The organism is Porphyromonas uenonis 60-3 (assembly GCF_000174775.1).
GTDB classification, from domain to species: Bacteria; Bacteroidota; Bacteroidia; order Bacteroidales; family Porphyromonadaceae; genus Porphyromonas; species Porphyromonas uenonis_A.
Genome location: NZ_ACLR01000214.1, coordinates 1 through 19,941, shown reverse-complemented (window position 1 = coordinate 19,941; position 19,941 = coordinate 1). Strand labels below are relative to the sequence as shown.

Below are 19,941 nucleotides of genomic sequence, written 5' to 3'. Positions count from 1 at the left end.
TTCAACACAATACAGTCAACTATGAATAAGTACACTAACGTTTTTAAGATGCTCCTTCTCTCAGTCGTGGGCATTCTCCTCGTCTCTTGTCAAGAGAGCGATGAGCCAAAGGCAAAGCAGGTCGACCCAGAGCAGACAGCTATCCTCGAGCAGTTTGTCCACGGAGTCGTAGTACCCACCTACAAATCTCTAGCAGACAATACCATCGAGCTATCGGGTATCTGCCAGGAGCTGATGAAGAGCCCCTCCCAAGAGCTGGTCGACAAGGCTTGCAAGAAGTGGGTTGAGGCACGTGCATACTGGGAGCTAAGCGAGGCTATCCTCTTTGGTGCGGCTGGCGACTACAATATCGATCCACACATTGACTCTTGGCCTCTACAGAAGAATCAGCTAGATAACATCCTTCAGAACAAAGACCTCCTCGATGAGCTTAAGGAGGAAGGCGCTGATGCCAAGGGCTTCGCTTCTCTAGGCTACGGTCTACTAGGCTTCCACGCTGTGGAGTACATGATCTTTAGAGATGGTAAGGCTCGCAAGGTCGCTGAGATTACAGAGCCTGAGCGCATCTACAATGCGGCCGTCGCTGAGGATCTAGCTCGTCAGGCTACTCGTCTAGAGGCTAGCTGGGCTGGTGTAGACAAGATCACCGCAGCTAAGAAGAAGACCCTCGAGGATGCCGAACTCCTCCCCACAATGGACTACGGCGAGATCATGATAGCCGCTGGAGAGCAGGGCAATACGACCTACAAGAGCCAGAAGGATGCCTTCGTACAGATCCTACAAGGTGCGAGCGACATAACCGATGAGGTGGGTAACACGAAGATTACCGACCCTGTTAACTCTGGCAACGTCCTAGACGTGGAGTCTTGGTACAGCTGGAACTCTATTGAGGACTTCACAGACAACCTCCGTAGCGTCCGCAATGCTTACTACGGCTCTCTCGACGGCACTGCCCACAAGCATTCTATGGCTAGCTACATGGCTCAGCATCATCCTGAGCTAGACAAGGAGATCCGCTCTGCCATAGACAATGCGATCAAGACGGTCGCAGCTATGCCTGCGCCCTTCCGCAATAACCTAACCAAGGATGCTACTAAGCCCGCCATCGATGCGTGCAATGCGCTCCTTGAGAAGATCGATGCAGCTATTGAGGCTGTACAGAAGTAATCAATAACCAACCGTCATACCATCTGCAGGATCCCTAGGGGAACCCTGCAGATGTATGATAGTATTTTAGAGGAAGTTGTTATGAACAAGGTATTAAGCATATGTAGCCTGATAGGCTGTCTGGCTCTCCTGAGCGCATGTAGCTCAGACTGTCCAGATTCAAGCGAAACGAATCCATACGAAGAGCAGTACTATAGCGGGGGAAAGCTAGGCACCGCGTTCAATAACACGGCCACTTGTTACGAGCAGTTTACCCCTGCAGTCGAGGAGGCCGGTTTGGTCGCTAGGTTTAAGAGGGGGGAGCGCCTCTTCGAGAATCCCTTTGACACATCTACTGACCCAAACTTCCCGCTGCGTGGCTTAGGCCCCTTGTGGCTGCGTGCTAGCTGTATCGCTTGCCACCCGGGATACGGTCATGGCGCTAGACAGACTGAGTACAACTCAAACATCATAGGTAACGGCTATCTACTCGTCCTCACGGATCAAAACGATAACTACCTATCCTCCCTTACAGGTATGCCTCAGACGCAAGCTGCGCCACCCTTTAAGGCACCACTTGATGAGCGTAAGATCAAGATAGACTGGCTCCCCTACACAGATGAGTGGGGCAACAAGTTTGACGATGGCGAGACCTACGACCTCATTTACCCAGAGGTGACCATTCCTGAGGATGCCTTCTATGTACCTCTACAGGCCAAGGGCAAGGACATCCCATACTCCGATCTACGCGTTCGTCTCGAGAGCACCATCGGTATCTACGGTACGGGTCTACTCGACGCTATCAGTGACGAAGACCTCCGTGCGCAGTATCAGACGGAGGAGAAGCATGGCGCCAACCTCAACCCCACCGTGTGGAAGAATGGAGACTTCGTTAGGTACTACGTCAATAAGAAGCAGGGTGACGGCACTAAGTACCTGCCCCGCTACACCTATGGCTTGACACGTGGTAGCATACAGGATGGTCCTGGAGCCAATGCTATCTGGAACATCACCAACGTAACTCGTAGCGATCGTCGCTACCACTATATGACTACTGCCTATGCCAAGGTCGCTTCCGAAGACCCCGATGTACAGGCAAAGTTTTACTCCTATTATCCAGAGTGGAGGAAGAGCGGGGATGTCAAGAAGGACATCTACGACTACCTAACCTCTAGCGAGCTCCCTGCCGATATGACCGACGAGGAGTACATTAACTTTATGGTATGGCACCGTGGACTAGCCGTCCCGTCGGCACGAGATGCAGATAGCGAAGAGTTCCAACAGGGTAAGAAGCTCTTCGAGGAGATGGGGTGCGCTACCTGCCACCGTCCTACCTGGACTACGGGCGAGGATAAGATCCGTGACCCGAACAACTTCTTCGTAGGTGCTCGTGCCAATCTCCTACCACGCTACCCGCATCAGAAGATCTGGCCATACACCGACATGATCCAGCACCAGCTACAGATGAAGAACAACATTCGCACAGGTTGGTGTCGTACCACTCCGCTGTGGGGTCGTGGCCTCAGCATGAAGGCTACAGGAGCTAGCGACCGACTACACGACTGCCGTGCGCGTACCGTGATCGAGGCGATCATGTGGCACGGCGCTAAGAACAGCGATGCGAGACAGTCAATTGAGAAGTTTCGTAAGCTCAGCAAGGAGGAGCGCAAAGCTGTCGTTACCTTCATTGAGTCGATCTAATCTCTAACTTCTAAAGTCTAATCTCTAGACTCTATTTAATTCTACCCCTCCCCTGAGCGAGCATTTGCCAGAGCAATAGATTATGATGATAGATATAAGCTGTCGGGGGAGGGGAGACACATTCCCCAAAAATCACTTTATCCTTATGAAGCACTTAACTACACAGCTAGCTCTACTAGCACTCATCCTCACCTGTCTGACAGCTTGTCAGCAGGATTGTGGGACGGACACTCCTCAGACGCTTAGCGAGGAGTACTACAGTGGAGGTAAGCTCGGCACTACCTTCAACAACACCTCCTCCTGCTTTGAGCAGCCCACGGAGGCTATCGCACTAGCTGGACTAGATGCCAACTTCAAGCAGGGTGAGCGTCGCTTTGAGACAGCACACGCTGCTGGCGATGTGCCTGGTCTCACCTTTACGGGACTAGGCCCGCTGTATCACCGCACATCGTGTGAGGCTTGTCACCCAGGCTATGGACATGGTAGGCGCGTCACACGCTACAATAGTGAGCAGATGGGCAATGGATGTCTCATCATCGTCACTGACAAGGAGGGGAATATAGCTACATCTCTTGGCTTAGTACCTATGACAGCTGCGCTACCTCCGTTCAAGCCGATGATAGACGAAAAGAAGATGACCATCGACTGGCGTAGCTATACGGACGAGTGGGGCAATAAGTTTGACGATGGCGAGACCTACGACCTCATCTATCCTGAGGTCCACCTACCTGCGGATGCTCTCTACTCACCGCTAGAGGTGAAAGGCAAGCCCTTCCCGCTTGATCAGGCCGTTGTCACGCTTGAGTCCACTATCGGTATCTATGGTACAGGTCTGCTTGATGCGATCAGTGACGAGGATATACGTCAGCAGTATATCAAGGAGGCTCCGCACACGCCACTCAACCCCGCCATCTGGGCAGGCAACGACTTCGCTCCCACGGGGGTAGACCCTGCGGGGCATCCGATGCGCTTCGACTATGCGTGTGACTTCACCAAGCTCTCTGCCAATGTGAGCCTATGGGAGGTGACCAACATCATTACGCCGATGTTTCGTAAGTTCTACATACCTGAGGCTTACGCACGGACGGCAAGCAAAGATCCCGACGTGCAGGCACAGTTCTACAAATACTTCCCAGAGCGCAAGAAGACTGGCAATGTGGAGAAGGATATCTACGACTTCTTTACAGCTACAGACCTGCCTGTCGAGATGGATGCACAGGCTTGCTACGATCTGATGGTGTGGATACGTGGTCTTGCGGTGCCAGCTGCGAGAGATATAGATGCTCCCGATGTACAGCGTGGTAAGCAACTCTTCACCGAGATAGGTTGTGCTACTTGCCACCGTCCCTCTTGGACTACGGGCGACGATGTGGTCGTGGATGTGTATGGCCTGACCGAGGGTGGCAAGAAGGCTATGCCTCGCTATCCCAAGCAAAAGATCTGGCCCTATACCGATATGATCCAGCATAAGCTCCATATGCAAAACGATATCCGCACTGGCTGGTGCCGTACCACACCGCTCTGGGGACGTGGTCTGAGCCAGAAAGCTTCTGGACATCAGGATCGTCTGCACGACTGCCGTGCACGCAATGTGATCGAGGCAATCATGTGGCACGGTGCTAAGGATAGTGATGCACGCTTTACCGTAGAGAAGTTTCGTAAGCTCAATCGCCAGGATCGTGAGGCGGTTGTCAAGTTTATCAATGCTGTATAGCTTCACACACTAGATACAATATAAATATGGTGTGGCGCAAGCTCCCTTTCATACTACTACTTATCACGGTGGCTGTCCTCGCGGCAGCCACTGTGGTTGAAAAGCTTTACGGTACGCCCTTTGTTCAGGAGCACTGGTACGGCTCACCGCTCTTTACCATCTTGTGGGTGCTACTCTCCTGTGCTGGATTGATTTACATCTTACGGGCTAAGCTCTACAGACGCTTCTGGATCTGGATGATCCACGTCTCACTGCTGGTCATCTTGCTGGGCGCAGGACTGACCAGCTGGACCGCTATACATGGACGTATCAAGCTCCAGGAGGGTGCCACCCCCACGGATCGCTATCAGAGCGATCAGGGAGAGACGTTGACCCTCCCCTTTGAGGTCGCTTTGGAGCGCTTTGATCTGACCTACTACACAGGTACCCAATTTCCGCTAGACTACCAGAGCAATCTCATCATTCAGGACGGGGAGCGGTCGCAGAGCCTCCGTGGTGCGGTCTCGATGAATCGCATCTTTCGTTACCGCTTCTATCGCTTCTACCAGTCAGGCTACGATCCAGAGACGACCTCCTCGATACTCTCTATCGCTTATGATCCGTGGGGTATAGCGATCTCTTACTTAGGCTATGCGCTCCTAGCGATCAGTCTCGTAGGGGGCATGTTCGCGCGCCGTCATCGGGTGAGACAGCTCCTCAAGCAGGCACTCGTCTCTCCCGTTGCGATGCTCCTGATACTCCTCGTGGGTGGTACGCTCTCGGCAGAGGCAAAAGCACCTGCGACTCCTCTCCCCAAGACGATCCCAGCCAGTGTGGCGAAAAGCTTTGGCGAACTGTACATCTTGTATAATAATCGTATTTGTCCGCTAGGAACCTACGCTCAGGAGTTTACCGAGAAGCTCTATGGACGCAGTAGCTACCGAGGACTTTCGGCCGAGCAAGTCTTGGCGGGCTGGATCTTTTACTACGACAATTGGGTCGATGAGCCGATGATACGGATCAAAGATCGGAGCATCCGCAAGCTCCTCGAGTGCTACGAGGGTCAGCGGGTGAGCTATCGTCAGTTCTTTGACCTCCAAGGCAATTATCGTCTAGAGTCTCTGCTGGATAACTACATACAGCACCCCGACCAGCCTGGGCGCAAGGCGCTCTTTGAGGCGCATGAGAAGTGTCAGGTGATACAGAGCGTAGGGCTAGGCGAGTCGCTCTCGATCTTCCCCGTACAGAGCCACGGTCGTATCGTCTGGTACCATCCCGCCTCTACTGATCTACCCGCAGAGATGCCTCTAGATCAGTGGACATTCGTGCGCAAAGGCTTTAACTACCTCAGCGAACTGATTATCATGCAGGAATGGGACGAGGCGCAAGAGTTTCTCGTCAAGCTCCGACAGTATCAGCTCAAGGAGGGCGGTGAGAGTTGTCCCTCGGCACTACGCTTTCGCTCTGAGATCTACTATAATCAGCTATCGCCTTATATAGGACTTCTCGCCAAGATACTCGCCACCGTCGGGATCTTGCTCTTCATCTGGACCGCTTATCAGCTCTCCGTGGGGCGGCTCCAAGACCCTCCGCTGGTCAAGTGGGGCTTCTGGGGTATTCTCTACGCTAGCATGCTCTACCTCACTCTGATGGTGATCCTGCGCTGGATCGTCTCGGGATATGTGCCCCTGAGCAATGGCTTTGAGACGATGCAAGCCTTAGCCTGGATCGTGCTTCTGCTGACCATCCTTACGGGGCGCAAACATCGTGTGCTAATCCCCTTTGGTCTACTCATGGGCGGTTTGTCGCTCTTGGTGGCCTCCTTCGGGGGAAGCAATCCGCAGATCACTCTGCTGATGCCAGTGCTTCACTCGCCGCTACTGAGCATTCACGTGCTGGTCATCATGATAGCGTATAGTCTCTTGGCCTTTATGATGCTCAATAGCTGTATGGCGCTGATCCTGTCACGTCGCCCTGCCATCGGGACGCACCTAGAGGCACTCAGTAGACTGCTCCTCTATCCCGCAGTAGCACTGCTGGCTATCGGTATCTTCATCGGAGCCGTCTGGGCTAATGTCTCGTGGGGACGCTACTGGAGCTGGGATCCCAAAGAGGTGTGGGCACTCATCACGCTCATTATCTACGCCCTGCCACTACACAGCGAGTCGCTGCGCTGCTTCCGCTCGCAGAGGTTCCTGCACGTCTATCTCTTGATCGCCTTCGTGTCGGTGCTGGTCACCTACTTTGGGGTCAACTTCTTCCTCGGCGGGATGCACAGCTACGCTTAGCTAGCTAAGAGTCTCCATCAATTACTGATTAGACGGCTGAAAGTAGCTACCAGAGCGGGACGTACGAGATTCCTTTTTTGAAGCAAAAATCTCTCCACGGAGGAAATTGACCACATCCTCCGTGGAGATTTTTCATTATCTAGTGAGGAACGGGAAAATTCTTCGGAACTTTGATTTCTTTCTTCCGAACTTTCATTTCATTCTTCCGAACTTTTATTTCCCGGTTCCGTGGGGAATTTTTGTTTTCTCGTGAGCTATCGGGAAATTTCTCGGTAGATATCGGAATCAGCGGAGATGTGGAGGTGACTATAAGGTGAGGCTCAGGACAAAAAATAGTGTCACTGCGTGTGGTCTTCTTTTATTTAGTAACTTTGGGGCGTGGTATATACCTAGACCTATAGTATAGACATGATGCAAGACAAGATTGACCTACAGGCTGCGAAGGATGACTTGAGATACCTCCAGCTCCTCTCCAATCAGTTTCGCAACTCTGCCGAGGTCTCTACAGAGATCATCAATCTGCAGGCGATCCTGAGCCTTCCGAAGGGTACGGAGCACTTTCTCGCAGACGTGCACGGTGAGCATGAAGCCTTTGACCATGTGCTGAAGAATGCCTCTGGTAGCGTGATGCGTAAGATACGTGAGGTTTTCGCCGGGCAGATGATGGAGCTGCAGATGCGTGAGCTAGCTACGCTGATCTACTATCCTCAGGCTAAGCTGGAGCAGCTCCATGAGGTGGGCGAAATTGATGAGGAGTGGTATAAGGTGACGCTCAATCGCCTCATCAAGGTGTGCCGTAAGGTGGGGGAGAAGTACACCCGCTCGAAGGTGCGCAAGGCGCTTCCGCCTCAGTATAGCTACATCATTCAGGAGCTACTACACGAGGACGGAGTCAACCCCAACAAGTCGGCTTACATCTCTAGCATCATCTCTACAATCATCTCCACGGGCAAGGCCGAGGACTTCATCTGCGCTATCTCAGCGACGATCAAGCGACTCGTCATTGATCGTCTGCATATCGTGGGCGACATTTACGATCGTGGTCCTGGTGCTCAGTACATCATGGATACGCTCCTAGACTACCACAATGTGGATATACAGTGGGGCAATCACGATATGCTCTGGATGGGCGCGGCTGCGGGCAATGACGCCTGCATTGCCTGTGTCATACGTATCGCTCTGCGCTATGCTAATCTAGACACCATCGAGGATGGATACGGGATCAATCTCATGCCACTCTCTCGCTTAGCTAGTGAAGTGTACGCAGGAGACCCGTGTACCTACTTCAAGCCTAAGCTAGGCGACTCAGACGCTTCGTACGATGAGAAGGGCATTTACCTGATTAGCCAGATGCACAAGGCGATCAGCATTATCCAGTTCAAGCTGGAGCATCAGTTGATCGCTCGCCACCCTGAGTGGCAGATGCAGGAGCGTGACCTACTCCACAAGATAGACTTTGAGGCTGGCACTGTAGACCTCTCACATACCAATCCCAACGAGGACTATGGGGTGCATGAGATGCTGGATATGAACTTCCCGACGATCGATCCGAAGGATCCTTATCGGCTTACCCCCCAAGAGGAGGAGGTGATGGATCGGTTGCGTCGCTCTTTCGCCACGAGTGAGCGACTTCACACGCATATAGACGCTTTCTATCGACTGGGTAGTATGTACCTTGTGTGCAATGGCAATCTGCTCTACCACGCCTCTATGCCTCTTGATGCTTCGGGTCAGCTCAAGGCGGTGAGCGTCTTGGATTCGCAGCCCTTACGTGGACGCGCTCTGCTAGATGAGATAGACCGTGTGGTGCGTTTGGCACACCCCTCTAGGCACAATCATCCGAAGCATGAGGCGGCTGTGGACTACATCTTCTATCTCTGGTGCGGTCCCGACTCGCCACTCTTTGACAAGTCTGCCATGACCACTTTCGAGCGCTACTTCGTCGCTGACAAGAAGACGCACACGGAGACCAAGGGCTACTACTTTAAGTATCGCCAGGATCGTGAGACGATCGAGATGATCCTCCGTGAGTTTGGACTAGAGGGCGAAGACTGTCACGTGATCAACGGGCATGTCCCTGTCAAGGTTGCCAAGGGCGAGAAGCCTATTGCTGCGGGTGGTAAGCTGATGATCATCGATGGAGGCTTTAGTCGAGCTTATCAGAGCAGTACGGGCATTGCGGGCTATACTTTGATCTACAACTCGCAAGGCATGCAGTTGGTACAGCACGAGCCCTTTACAACGATGCGCCGTGCTGTCGAGCTGATGGAGGATATCAAGAGTGTGACGGTCATCTCGGAGCGTACGACACACCGCATGCTGGTGGCCGACACCGATGTGGGTGCTGAGCTACAGCAGCAGGTGAATGATCTGGAGAAGCTCCTCAAAGCCTTTAACGCTGGACTCATCAAGGAGCGCAAGTCCCTCCCTCAGATTAACGCTAAGTAATGCTTGGGCGACTACCTTGCTGAGGTAGATTGGTCGGCTTCTCACTCTTATATTATATATATAGTAGCAAAAACTCTTTCGTATGAAAGGAAAGGTAATCAAGGTGCTGTGGTGGCTCTTTGGGGCTTTTTGGGCTTTGGTCTTTATCACATTTGTGCTGATTTGGTTTGGCATCATAGGCTACATGCCCGATGTGGAGCAGTTGCAAAATCCTATCGACAAGTACGCCTCTGTCCTCATATCTGATGATGGTGTGCAACTAGGATCCTATGCTCATGGCTCGACAAATCGTATCTACGTAGGCTATGACGAGCTGGCAGAGCCTCTTGTACAGGCTCTAGTGGCTACGGAGGATGTTCGCTTTTACAAGCACTCGGGCGTTGACGTGCGAGGCGTAGGACGTGCCATCGTCAAGCGTGGTATGCTCCGCAATACGGCCAGTGGTGGCGGTAGTACCATCACGCAGCAGCTGGCTAAGCAGCTTTACTCGCCTCATGCTAAGTCCTCTCTACAGCGTCTCCTGCAGAAGCCGATTGAGTGGGTCATAGCGATCAAGCTGGAGCGCAACTATACCAAGGAGGAGATCATTGCGATGTATCTCAATCAGTTTGACTTCCTCTACAACGCTGTCGGTATCCGCTCGGCTGCGCAGACCTACTTTGGCAAGAAGCCCTCAGAGCTGACGCTCACCGAGTCGGCTATGCTGGTGGGTATGTGTAAGAATCCGTCGCTCTACAACCCAGTCCTACACGCCGATAGCGATGCTCCAGTGAATCGTCGCAACACGGTGCTACTACAGATGAAGAAGGCGGGATACATATCCGAGGAGACCTATAAGAAAGCTATCGCTGAGCCGCTCAAGATACACTTCACTCGCAACAAGCAATCCGATGGTCTGGCTCCTTACTACAAAGAGTATGTGCGTCTCCTCTTGACTGCCAAGAAGCCTAAGAAGAGTGACTACTCAAAGTGGAGTCAAGAGCAGTACACCATTGACTCAATCCTCTGGGAGACGCAGCCGATCTATGGCTGGTGCCAGAAAAACAAGAAGTCGGACGGCTCTCATTATGATCTCTATGCTGATGGACTTAAGATCTACGGCACGATCGATAGTCGCATGCAGCAGTACGCTGAGGAAGCCGTGCAGAAGCACATGAGTGAGTTCGTACAGCCTAACTTCAATCGTGAGCTAAAGGGATCCAAGCTGGCTCCTTACAGTAGCGATCTGACGGCACAGCAACGCAAGGAAGCTATAGAGCGAGCCTTGCGCAATACGGATCGCTGGCGTTCACTCAAGAAGCTCGGTATGTCCCCAGAGGAGATCCGCAAGACTTTTGATGAAAAGCGCAAGATGCGCGTCTGGAGCTACAACGGTTGGATAGACAAGGAGATGACTCCCCGTGACTCGGTTCTGTACTATAAGCAGTTCCTCCACACGGGCTTCATGGCGATGAATCCGCACAATGGTAATATCCTAGCTTATGTTGGGGATGTGGACTTCCGCACATTTAAGTATGACATGGTCTCTCAGGGACGTAGACAGGTGGGATCGACGATTAAGCCTTTTCTCTACTCGCTCAGTATGATACAGGGTATTTCTCCGTGTGAGCAGGTGATGCATCAGCCGATCACGCTCTATGATGCCAATGGCAAGGCGTGGACACCGCGCAATACTGGAGCTAAGCGGGTGGGGGAGATGGTTTCGATCAAGTGGGGACTACAAAACTCCTCTAACTGGGTCACGGCATACCTAATGGGTCGCACCTCGCCCTATACCTTTGTCCGCTTGCTCCACTCCTTCGGCATCAAGGGCTATATAGACCCCGTCGTCTCGGTGGCTCTCGGCACGCCCGATGTGACGGTCAGTGAGATGGTGGCGGCTTACAGTGCATTCGTCAATCAAGGTATCCGTGTCGACCCGATCCCCGTGACCCGTATTGAGGACCGCTACGGCAATGTGGTGGCGACCTTTACGGCGAATCTTACGGAGGTCCTCCCTGCACGTGCAGCACTGCAGATGCTAGACATGATGCGTGCCGTTATCGATGGAGGTACGGGTGGTAGACTACGCTTCCGACACAATCTGACGATGCCTCTAGGCGGTAAGACTGGTACGACACAGCGCAACAGCGATGGTTGGTTTATCGGCTTCTCTCCAGAGATCGTAGCTGGATGCTGGGTCGGTGGCGAGGAGCGCTCGATACACTTCCGCTCGATGGCATATGGTCAGGGCGCCTCGGCCGCGCTACCTATCTTTGGTTACTTCATGAAGGCTGTCTATGCTGATCCTACGCTGGGCTACTCAGCGCATACTCCGTTCAATGTGCCTGCGGGCTTCTCTCCGTGTGGCGCTCAGGAGACGGTCGATATACACGAACCACTGAGTGATGCTGTCGATGAGGCCGTCGATGACGTTATGGAGGATATCTTAGAGTGACAAAATAAACTTTTGGACGTTAGTCTCTCTAACTACAAGAGAGATGGAGCTACGGATCCTCTCCAAAGACTAAATAAGAGTGCTACTCAGACTCTAAAAAGGTTCATCTATCCCCTAGATTCCGCAATTTGCGGAATCTAGGCATGTCATTTGTTTTTGCTACCTTTGCATTCGGTTTGAGTACACTGAGTATTTGTACCCTTTTGCGCAGAGCGCTCTGTTGTGGATGATTAGAGTGCGTGAGCGCATTGTAGAGTTAACCCTTTAAATCGAGTATAGCCATGGCAATGAGACAATTAAAAATCAATCAGTCGATCACCAACCGTGAGAGTGCATCGCTGGATCGTTACCTCCAAGAGATCGGGCGGACGAGCCTCATATCTCCCGAGGAGGAGGTGGAGCTAGCGCGTGAGATACATCGTGGTAATCGGCGAGCATTGAACAAACTGGTTGAGGCCAATCTCCGGTTTGTCGTCTCTGTGGCAAAGCAATATCAGAATCAAGGACTGAGCCTGCCCGACCTGATCAATGAGGGAAACATTGGAATGATCAAGGCCGCTGAGAAGTTTGACGAGACACGTGGATTTAAGTTCATCTCCTACGCTGTATGGTGGATCCGACAGTCTATCCTGCAGGCACTCGCCGAGCAGTCACGCATCGTGCGTCTGCCACTCAACCAGGTGGGACTGCAGCAGAAGATGAATAAGGCGATCGTTAAGTTTGAGCAACTCAATGGTCGTCGTCCTAGTCCGCAGGAGATTGCTGACGAGCTAGAGCTCCCCGAGGACAAGATCCGTGAGGCGCTCAAGGTGCAGGGTAAGCATCAGTCGCTTGACGCTCCATTTGTAGAGGGAGAGGACAATAACATGCTGGATGTCCTGGTCAATGAGGATACGCCCTCGACCGATAGCAGTCTGATCAATGAGTCGCTCTCTGCCGAGATAGATCGTATCCTCGAGCAGCTGGGAGATCGTGAGGCGGAGGTGCTACGTTGCTTCTTCGGTATCGGGTGTCCTGAGATGACCCTTGAGGAGATCGGCGAGCGCACCAAGCTCTCTCGTGAGCGTGTGCGTCAGATCAAGGAGAAAGCGATCCGTCGTCTCAAGCAGTCCGATCGCTGCGAGTACCTAAAGGCATATCTCGGATAGTCGTCTCGCTCGATAGCCGAGGCGCATATCACGCTATCATATAAAGAGCCTCATTGGTCTAGCGTACGACTGTAGCTAGAGCAATGAGGCTCCTTTTCTATTACGAATAATCTTATATCATATGACTGACAAGACAAGTACCTCCGCAACCGACTGGCTGGGCTATCTGATGGGGCTCATCTCCTCCGCTACCTTTGGGCTGATACCACTGCTCAGCATACCTGTGCTATCGCAAGGCGTGTCGGAGGGGACGGTGCTCATGTACCGCTTTCTCATCGCAGCGCTTATCGTCGGTAGCATCGTCGTGATACGTAGAGAGTCTCTGCGGGTATCGCTGCGGAGCTTCTTGATCCTGCTCGCCTTGTCGGTTTTGTATTTCTTCTCCTCTTTTCTGCTCATTGAGGGGTATCAGCACATGCCGTCGGGTGTCGCTACGGTACTACACTTCAGCTACCCAACGTTTGTCGTGCTACTCATGTTTCTCGTCTTTCGTCAGCGGATCAACGTACTACAAGGGCTGGCCGTCCTCTTAGCTTTAAGTGGCGTGTCGCTCATCTCAGGCTTCTTTGAGTCAGACGTGACCGCTATCTCACTCAGACCGTTGCTCACGGTGCTCTTCTCGGGCTTTTGCTACGCCACCTACATCGTCATCCTGCGGCACGCTCGTCTAGAGCCGATGAGTAGCTTTAAGCTAACCACCTACGTGATGGGACTCTCGACCATACTCTTCGCGCTCTTTTGCAAAGCCACAGGTGCCAGCCTCCTCTTGGACAATGAGACGCAATGGATCTACACCGCCCTGCTGGCACTCATCCCGACCGTCTGTGCTAATATCACACTCGTCTGGGCGGTGCAGCGGATAGGCTCTACACCGACCGCCATCATGGGAGCATTGGAGCCACTCACAGCCGTGGTCGTGGGCGCCTTCGCTCTAGGCGAGGAGCTCTCTCTAGGTCAAGGGATCGGCATTGGCGTCGTCCTAATGGCCGTCCTGCTACTCGTCGTATCGCCCCTCTTGATGCGCCGACTCAAGCGGGCCTAGCTAAAGTGAGACTGTTGACTTGTGCAACAGTCTCAAAGTTGCTGCGCCAAGGCACGAGACAGATAGAACTTATTCGTCTCCGAGACATAGATCACAGGCGTCGGAAGCTCTCGCTCCACCCCGTCTACCCAAGCTCTGCGCTGGTAAGCGCGTAGCTCGATCTGGTGCCCCTGGTAGTGGATCATGATCCGCTTCTCCTCCGGCTGGTCACCCGTTATCTCGTACTGAGCTTGAGGAAAGAGCGCATCGTGTGGTGCATAGTACTCCTCCGACAGCTCCAGCATCGTCTGCTTCAGCCCCAGTTGCGTACGCATATAGTTGTGCAGGTCAATGTTCGTCACGCAACCTCTGATCGGTGTCAACCGTTGAGGCGTATAGCTAGCGAGAAAGACCTCTTCGCCAGTATGCCCATGCGTTGTAAAGCCAATGAGCAGGTGTCGCTTCATCCAGTCTACGAAGTACTCCTTCAGACGATACTTCTGACTCCATCCATACTCCGCATACTTAGCCTTGCGCTGCTCCGCCGATAGCGTTGAGCAGGCATAGTCCTCCACCGCATTGATCTCTGCCAGCTCCTCCTCCGAGGGACGTATGCTGGTCCATAGGTAGAGACTGTCGGCTAGGTGTGAGAGCGCCGTCTGACTTGTCTTGCGCCCCAGCTCCACCGAGCTATAGCGAAAGCGTGTCAGTGGCATAATCAGTTCGTCTAGAGTCAGACGCGCATAGCCCCTGTCCACACGACCTATGCTCATACCACTATTGCCATGGTCAGCCGTTACGAGGATGATCGTATTCCCGTCCCGCTGCGCATAGTCCAGCGCCACAGCTACCGCCTTGTCAAAAGCTAGAAACTCCGTAGCCATCGCCACGGGGTCGTTGGCGTGAGCTGCCCAGTCCACCTTGCTTCCCTCCACCATTAGGACAAAGCCGTTAGGGTTCTCCAGATTACGTATTGCCGTCTCCGTCATCTCAGCCAGCGAAGGGTAGCGTAGCGTATCTCCCAGCGAGCGACGATCCAAGTCGTACGGCATATCCATCTTGTCAAAAAGCGCCCACATACCACCCCCACGATGCGTCCGCATAGCTGCGAGATCATCGAGGTACAGTGCTATACCCTGACGGTTCAGTCGCTTCTTTAGTTCGCTCGTCATCAGCGAGGTACCACCGCCCAGTAGGATGTCCACTCCGTTGTCCACCATCTGCGGTACGATGCTCTTGTAGAGCTTGCGAGAGGACGAGTGAGCCGTGCAGTCAGCTGGCGTAGCGTGGGGAAACTCACACGTGCAGACCACCCCGATACGCTTGCCCTGCGTCTGCTTGGCAGCCTCCATAAGGGTCACCACAGGACGGTAAGCCCACGAGGAGTCCAGCGGTACGAGATCATTGTGTGGCTCACTGTACGGATAGGTTGCGATGAAGCCATCTATCGAGGGCACGCCCGTCATATAGCACGAAGTTGTCGGTGCCGAGTCCCCGATCGGCGCATTGGAGCAGTAGGTGATGACGCTCCCCGAGAGATAAGGGTCGAGCGATAGGTGCTGCGCCTGAGGATTGAGCGCTCTCTGATACCAGCGAGCCAGCGAAACCGCCGGTAGCGAAGTCCCGTCCGAGATGAGGAGGATCACATTCTTGGCGGGGTGCTCGGGTAGTGGATATTTCTGTTGTTGCGCCACCAGTGAGAGCGACGCTAGGAGGAGCAGTAAGATATGTGAGAAGCTTTTCATAGTCTATCTAAAGTGTTGTTGTGTTCTCTTGGGGTAGTGCTTCGTACATCAAGGTGAGACCGATGAAGTCCTCCACCGAGAGGCGCTCTGCACGGAGCGTAAAGATGTCGTGATCGGCATAGGGAAACTCTTTGCCAAAGAGCGATTGCAGGGCATTGCGCAGCATCTTCCGTCGCTGTCCGAAGGCCGTTTTGACCACCCGCTTGAAGTTGGTCTCATCGCAGGGGAGCGACGTGCGTCCATTCCGTCGAGCGATCATCACGCCCCCGTCCACCTTGGGCGGTGGATTGAAGTCCCGCTTTGAGACCTTAAAGAGGTAGTCGCAGTCGTACCAGCACTGGAGCAAGACGCTCAGGATACCGTAGTCACGACCGCCAGGCGAAGCGCAGAGTCGCTGCGCCACCTCATGCTGTAGCATACCCGCCACGGCTGGGATGCGCTCACGCAGCTCTAGGATACGGAAGAAGATCTGCGAAGAGATGTTGTACGGATAGTTGCCGATCACCACAAAAGGCGTGTCCGCTCGTCCAGGGATCAGCTCCTCAGCGGGTAGCTTGAGGAAGTCTCCCTCGATGATCCGCCCCTCCTGGCTTAGCTGTGGAAAGTGCTGGTGCAGATACTCAATACTCTCATGATCTATGTCGATCACCTGCAGGTCGTGCCCCGCCTCTAGGAGTGGCTGCGTCAAGACGCCCATACCTGGTCCCACCTCTAGGATCGGCGTGCCGAGGTAGTCCGCCACCGAGTCGGCAATGCGCTGCGCTGCACCGAGATCAGTGAGAAAGTGTTGCCCTAGATATTTCTTCGCTCGTACAGATTCCATAGTTCTTTCGCTCGTTGTCGTGTCAAAAGTACAACATTTCCGTCAAGGAAGCGAGATTAAAGAGAGGTTAGAGGTTAGAGATTAGAGGTTAGAAATTAGAGATTAGAGCGAAACGTGTGCGTTGCTACATCGAGCTACTCGTGAGATGGGCGGAGTCTAGAACAGGGCTGACGCATTATAATTGCTCCGTTAGGAGCTACACATTAGCGACAAGCGAGACTTGGATGAATTCATTATATAGTATTGCTGTCCGACTACTCGACTTCGACCAATCTACAGTTTTCTTCGTAGGAAACTCTAGTCTCATGCCTAGGAAACTCTAGTTTCATACCTAGGAAACTTTAGTGTCATGCCTAGGAAACTTTAGTTTCACCCAAGTGGTACTGATAGTTAGCTCATTTCTGCAGAACGATCTACCCGTTGCCCCCTCAAAAAGCTTTCACTGGACAGCAATAGCTATATATAATGCGTCAGCCCTGCGTGCTCTAATCTCTAACTTCTAGTCTCTCTAGATTTGAGTACATTTGCCTAGCAATGTGAGTAGCTCACCGTAAGAGCTGGCGCATTCATGATAGATGGCAAAGGTTAAGACGATATACAAGTGTAGTGCCTGTGGCGCTACCTACAGTCGCTGGCAAGGCCAGTGTAACGAGTGTCAGGAGTGGAATACGATCGAGGAGCAGCTGGCTCAGCCAGAGACGACCTCGGGGCGCTCGACACCAGCGCAAGAGATACAGCGTAAGCTCAAGCAGATCCACGAGGGCGCTACGTGGGACGGCCTTCACTCTGAGGAGGTGCGTCCCATACAACTGATCGAAGGAAGCGAGGAGAGTCGGGTAGATCTGCACGACGAAGAGCTAAACCGCCTCCTCGGAGGTGGGCTGGTACAAGGCTCCTTTACCTTGCTGGGTGGTGAGCCAGGTATTGGTAAGTCTACACTGATTTTTCAGACCGTGCTGCGCTGTCCAGAGCTCAAGACGCTCTATGTATCGGGCGAGGAGAGTGCCCAGCAACTCAAGCTGCGTGCCGACCGCATCGGCATACACTCGGAGCAGTGCCTCATCTACTGCGACACCGACCTGGACAACATACTCCTGAAGGCACTGCAGATAGCGCCCGACCTGCTGGTCATCGACAGTATTCAGACGGTTACGACTGCGCGCTCCGAATCTTCGCCTGGATCCATCAGCCAGATTAAGGAGTGCGCCAACCTGCTCCTGCACTTTGCCAAGAGTAGTGGCATCCCCGTGATCGTCATTGGGCATATCAACAAAGAGGGCTCCATAGCGGGCCCGAAGATCTTGGAACATACGGTAGACACGGTCTTGCAGTTTGAGGGTGACAAGCAGCATCTCTACCGCATCTTGCGTAGCCATAAGAACCGCTTTGGCTCTACCGACGATCTCGGCATCTACGAGATGAATAGCTCGGGTCTAGTCGCTGTGAGCAATCCCTCGGAGCATCTCATCTCGGGCAATACGGAGGGACTCAGTGGCGTCGTGGTCGCCTGCGCCGTGGAGGGTATTCGTCCGATCATGATCGAGACGCAAGCCTTGGTCAGTTCCGCCATTTACAATAACCCGCAGAGGTCCACCACGGGCTTTGACCTGAGGCGACTCAACATGCTGCTGGCCGTTTTGGAGAAGCGGGCTGGCTTCAAGCTCATACAGAAGGACGTTTTTCTCAACATCACGGGTGGCATCAAGATCAACGATACTGCCGTGGATCTAGCGGTCCTCTGTGCCGTCCTCTCCTCCAATCTGGACATAGCCGTCCCCTCGAAGACCTGCATGACGGGCGAGGTGGGGCTGGCTGGCGAGATACGTGCCGTGAGCCGTATAGAGCGACGCATTGCGGAGGCGCATCGTCTGGGCTTCACGCGGATACTGATCCCCAAGGCAAATGCTAAGAGCCTGCAACAGCGAAACTATGACATAGAGATCGTGCCGTGTGATCGGGTGGATCACGCCTTCAGAACACTCTTCTCACAAAGACAATAGACACTATACAATAATGAGTAGGATGAACTGGGATCAGCTGATCTCTAACCGACGCTTTGGGGCAGCTGCTCCGCAACTCTCTGGGGGTATGGAGATGCGCACGGAGTTTGACAGAGACTACGATCGTCTGATCTTCTCGGCTCCATTTCGCAGACTACAAAACAAAGCGCAGATCTTCCCCCTGCCTAAGAGCATCTTTGTGCATAACCGCCTGACGCATAGTTTGGAGGTGAGCTGTGTGGGGCGCAGCCTGGGCAACTACATAGCGTGCCGCCTGACGGACAATCAGGATACGCCTCATCGGGGTAGCATCGCCACGGTCGTCTCGGCTGCTTGTCTGGCACACGATATGGGCAATCCCCCTTTCGGGCATAGTGGCGAGCGGGCCATACGGGCTTACTTTACCGAGGGCAATGGACGCCAATGGTATGACGCCGTAGTAGGGGAGGGGCACTCGTGGGAGGACTTCGCTTATTTTGAGGGCAATGCCAACGGCTTTCGCCTGCTGACGCATCAGTTTGAAGGGCGCAGGCCCGGGGGCTTTGCTTTGACCTATACCACGCTGGCAGCTATTGTCAAGTACCCCTGGTCATCGGCGAGGGCGCCTGAGAGCGGGAAGTTTGGCTACTTCCAGTCAGAGCGGGCTACCTACCTTGATGTGGCGAATTACCTAGGCATCCTACCTGTAGATCCCGCCTCGGGACACTACGTGCGTCACCCGCTGGTCTACCTCGTGGAGGCGGCCGACGATATATGCTATCAGGTGATGGACGTGGAGGATGCTTACAAACTGCGCATCCTGAGCTACGAACGTACGGTGGATCTGCTCCTGCGCTACTTTCCCACAGATAGTCACGACCATGTGTTAGCCACGATGGAGGCTATCGGCGATCGTAATGAGCGGATCGCTTACCTGAGAGCTAAGGCGATCAATATGCTCGTGGAGGCTTGTGCCGAGGTCTTCATAGAGCACGAGGAGGAGATACTGCGGGGCGCTTTCGCAGGGACGCTGGTTAGCCGAATGCCTGAGAGGCTCTATGCGGCTTACCGAGCCAATAGTGCGGTGGCGCAGAGTGAGATCTACACAGCGCGGGCGGTGATCGACGTGGAGCTGGCAGGGCATCGGATCTTCTCAGAGTTGATCGACAAAGTGATGCACTCGCTCCTACACCCGGACGATGCGTATAGTCGTACGCTCCTCTCGCTGGTGAGCAGTCAGTACAACCTGCACGAAGCGTCAATCTACGGCAAGCTCCAGTGTACGCTCGACTACATCTCTGGCATGACCGACCCCTATGCGCTAGACCTCTACCGACGCATCACCGGCATGAGCCTGCCAGCAATCTAGAGGAGTAGCCCGTTGCTTTCTAAGTTCAAATGCAAGTAAAAAGCGAAGTTTTTTTCTCGTTTCGCAAGCTCGGTCGACTTCTCTTCGGGAACCCGCTCGTCGGGGTGGGGGCTCCCACCCCTTGCCGCGGGGGCGCTCCCGGA

The 19,941-nt window shown here is 53.6% G+C and carries 12 protein-coding genes; 10 read left to right on the top strand and 2 right to left on the bottom strand.

The features are described 5' to 3' along the window. Window positions 1-21 precede the first annotated feature (21 nt). The 8 genes from PORUE0001_RS08245 (at window position 22) to PORUE0001_RS08210 (ending at window position 13,903) form a co-directional block, all read left to right on the top strand. Window positions 22-1,167: an imelysin family protein gene (locus PORUE0001_RS08245; RefSeq protein WP_039865820.1), complete on the top strand. Its 1,146-nt coding sequence runs from the start codon at window positions 22-24 to the stop codon at window positions 1,165-1,167. An 81-nt stretch (window positions 1,168-1,248) separates the two neighbouring features. Then, window positions 1,249-2,847 (top strand): di-heme oxidoredictase family protein, encoded by a 1,599-nt coding sequence (locus PORUE0001_RS08240; protein WP_007366032.1) that lies wholly within the window; start codon window positions 1,249-1,251, stop codon window positions 2,845-2,847. 145 nt (window positions 2,848-2,992) lie between these two features. After that, window positions 2,993-4,561 (top strand): di-heme oxidoredictase family protein, encoded by a 1,569-nt coding sequence (locus tag PORUE0001_RS08235; RefSeq protein ID WP_007365986.1) that lies wholly within the window; start codon window positions 2,993-2,995, stop codon window positions 4,559-4,561. Between the two features lie 26 nt (window positions 4,562-4,587). Further along, complete coding sequence (gene ccsA / locus PORUE0001_RS08230; protein ID WP_007366006.1) at window positions 4,588-6,828, top strand: cytochrome c biogenesis protein CcsA; 2,241 nt, start codon at window positions 4,588-4,590, stop codon at window positions 6,826-6,828. Window positions 6,829-7,236: 408 nt separating this feature from the next. Next, window positions 7,237-9,276 (top strand): fructose-bisphosphatase class III, encoded by a 2,040-nt coding sequence (locus PORUE0001_RS08225; RefSeq protein ID WP_007366018.1) that lies wholly within the window; start codon window positions 7,237-7,239, stop codon window positions 9,274-9,276. Window positions 9,277-9,358: 82 nt separating this feature from the next. Continuing rightward, complete coding sequence (locus PORUE0001_RS08220) at window positions 9,359-11,713, top strand: transglycosylase domain-containing protein (RefSeq protein ID WP_007365996.1); 2,355 nt, start codon at window positions 9,359-9,361, stop codon at window positions 11,711-11,713. 287 nt (window positions 11,714-12,000) lie between these two features. After that, window positions 12,001-12,861, top strand: coding sequence for an RNA polymerase sigma factor RpoD/SigA (locus PORUE0001_RS08215; RefSeq protein ID WP_007366040.1), 861 nt, complete (start codon window positions 12,001-12,003; stop codon window positions 12,859-12,861). Window positions 12,862-12,982: 121 nt separating this feature from the next. Further along, window positions 12,983-13,903, top strand: a complete 921-nt coding sequence (locus PORUE0001_RS08210; protein ID WP_007366013.1) for a DMT family transporter — start codon at window positions 12,983-12,985, stop codon at window positions 13,901-13,903. A 32-nt stretch (window positions 13,904-13,935) separates the two neighbouring features. Here PORUE0001_RS08210 and PORUE0001_RS08205 read toward each other — a convergent pair whose 3' ends face one another. Then, window positions 13,936-15,627, bottom strand: coding sequence for an alkaline phosphatase (locus tag PORUE0001_RS08205; protein WP_007366022.1), 1,692 nt, complete (start codon window positions 15,625-15,627; stop codon window positions 13,936-13,938). A 7-nt stretch (window positions 15,628-15,634) separates the two neighbouring features. Beyond that, entirely contained in the window at window positions 15,635-16,450 is an 816-nt protein-coding gene (gene rsmA / locus PORUE0001_RS08200; protein ID WP_007366011.1) for a 16S rRNA (adenine(1518)-N(6)/adenine(1519)-N(6))-dimethyltransferase RsmA, read from the bottom strand. A gap of 575 nt (window positions 16,451-17,025) precedes the next feature. On the opposite strand from rsmA, the gene radA reads away from it, so the two are divergent. Further along, complete coding sequence (gene radA / locus PORUE0001_RS08195) at window positions 17,026-18,450, top strand: DNA repair protein RadA (RefSeq protein WP_007366033.1); 1,425 nt, start codon at window positions 17,026-17,028, stop codon at window positions 18,448-18,450. 22 nt (window positions 18,451-18,472) lie between these two features. Next, window positions 18,473-19,798 carry a dGTP triphosphohydrolase gene (gene dgt / locus PORUE0001_RS08190; RefSeq protein ID WP_039865819.1) on the top strand — a complete coding sequence of 442 codons (1,326 nt, stop codon included), beginning with the start codon at window positions 18,473-18,475 and terminating at the stop codon, window positions 19,796-19,798. Window positions 19,799-19,941 lie beyond the last annotated feature (143 nt).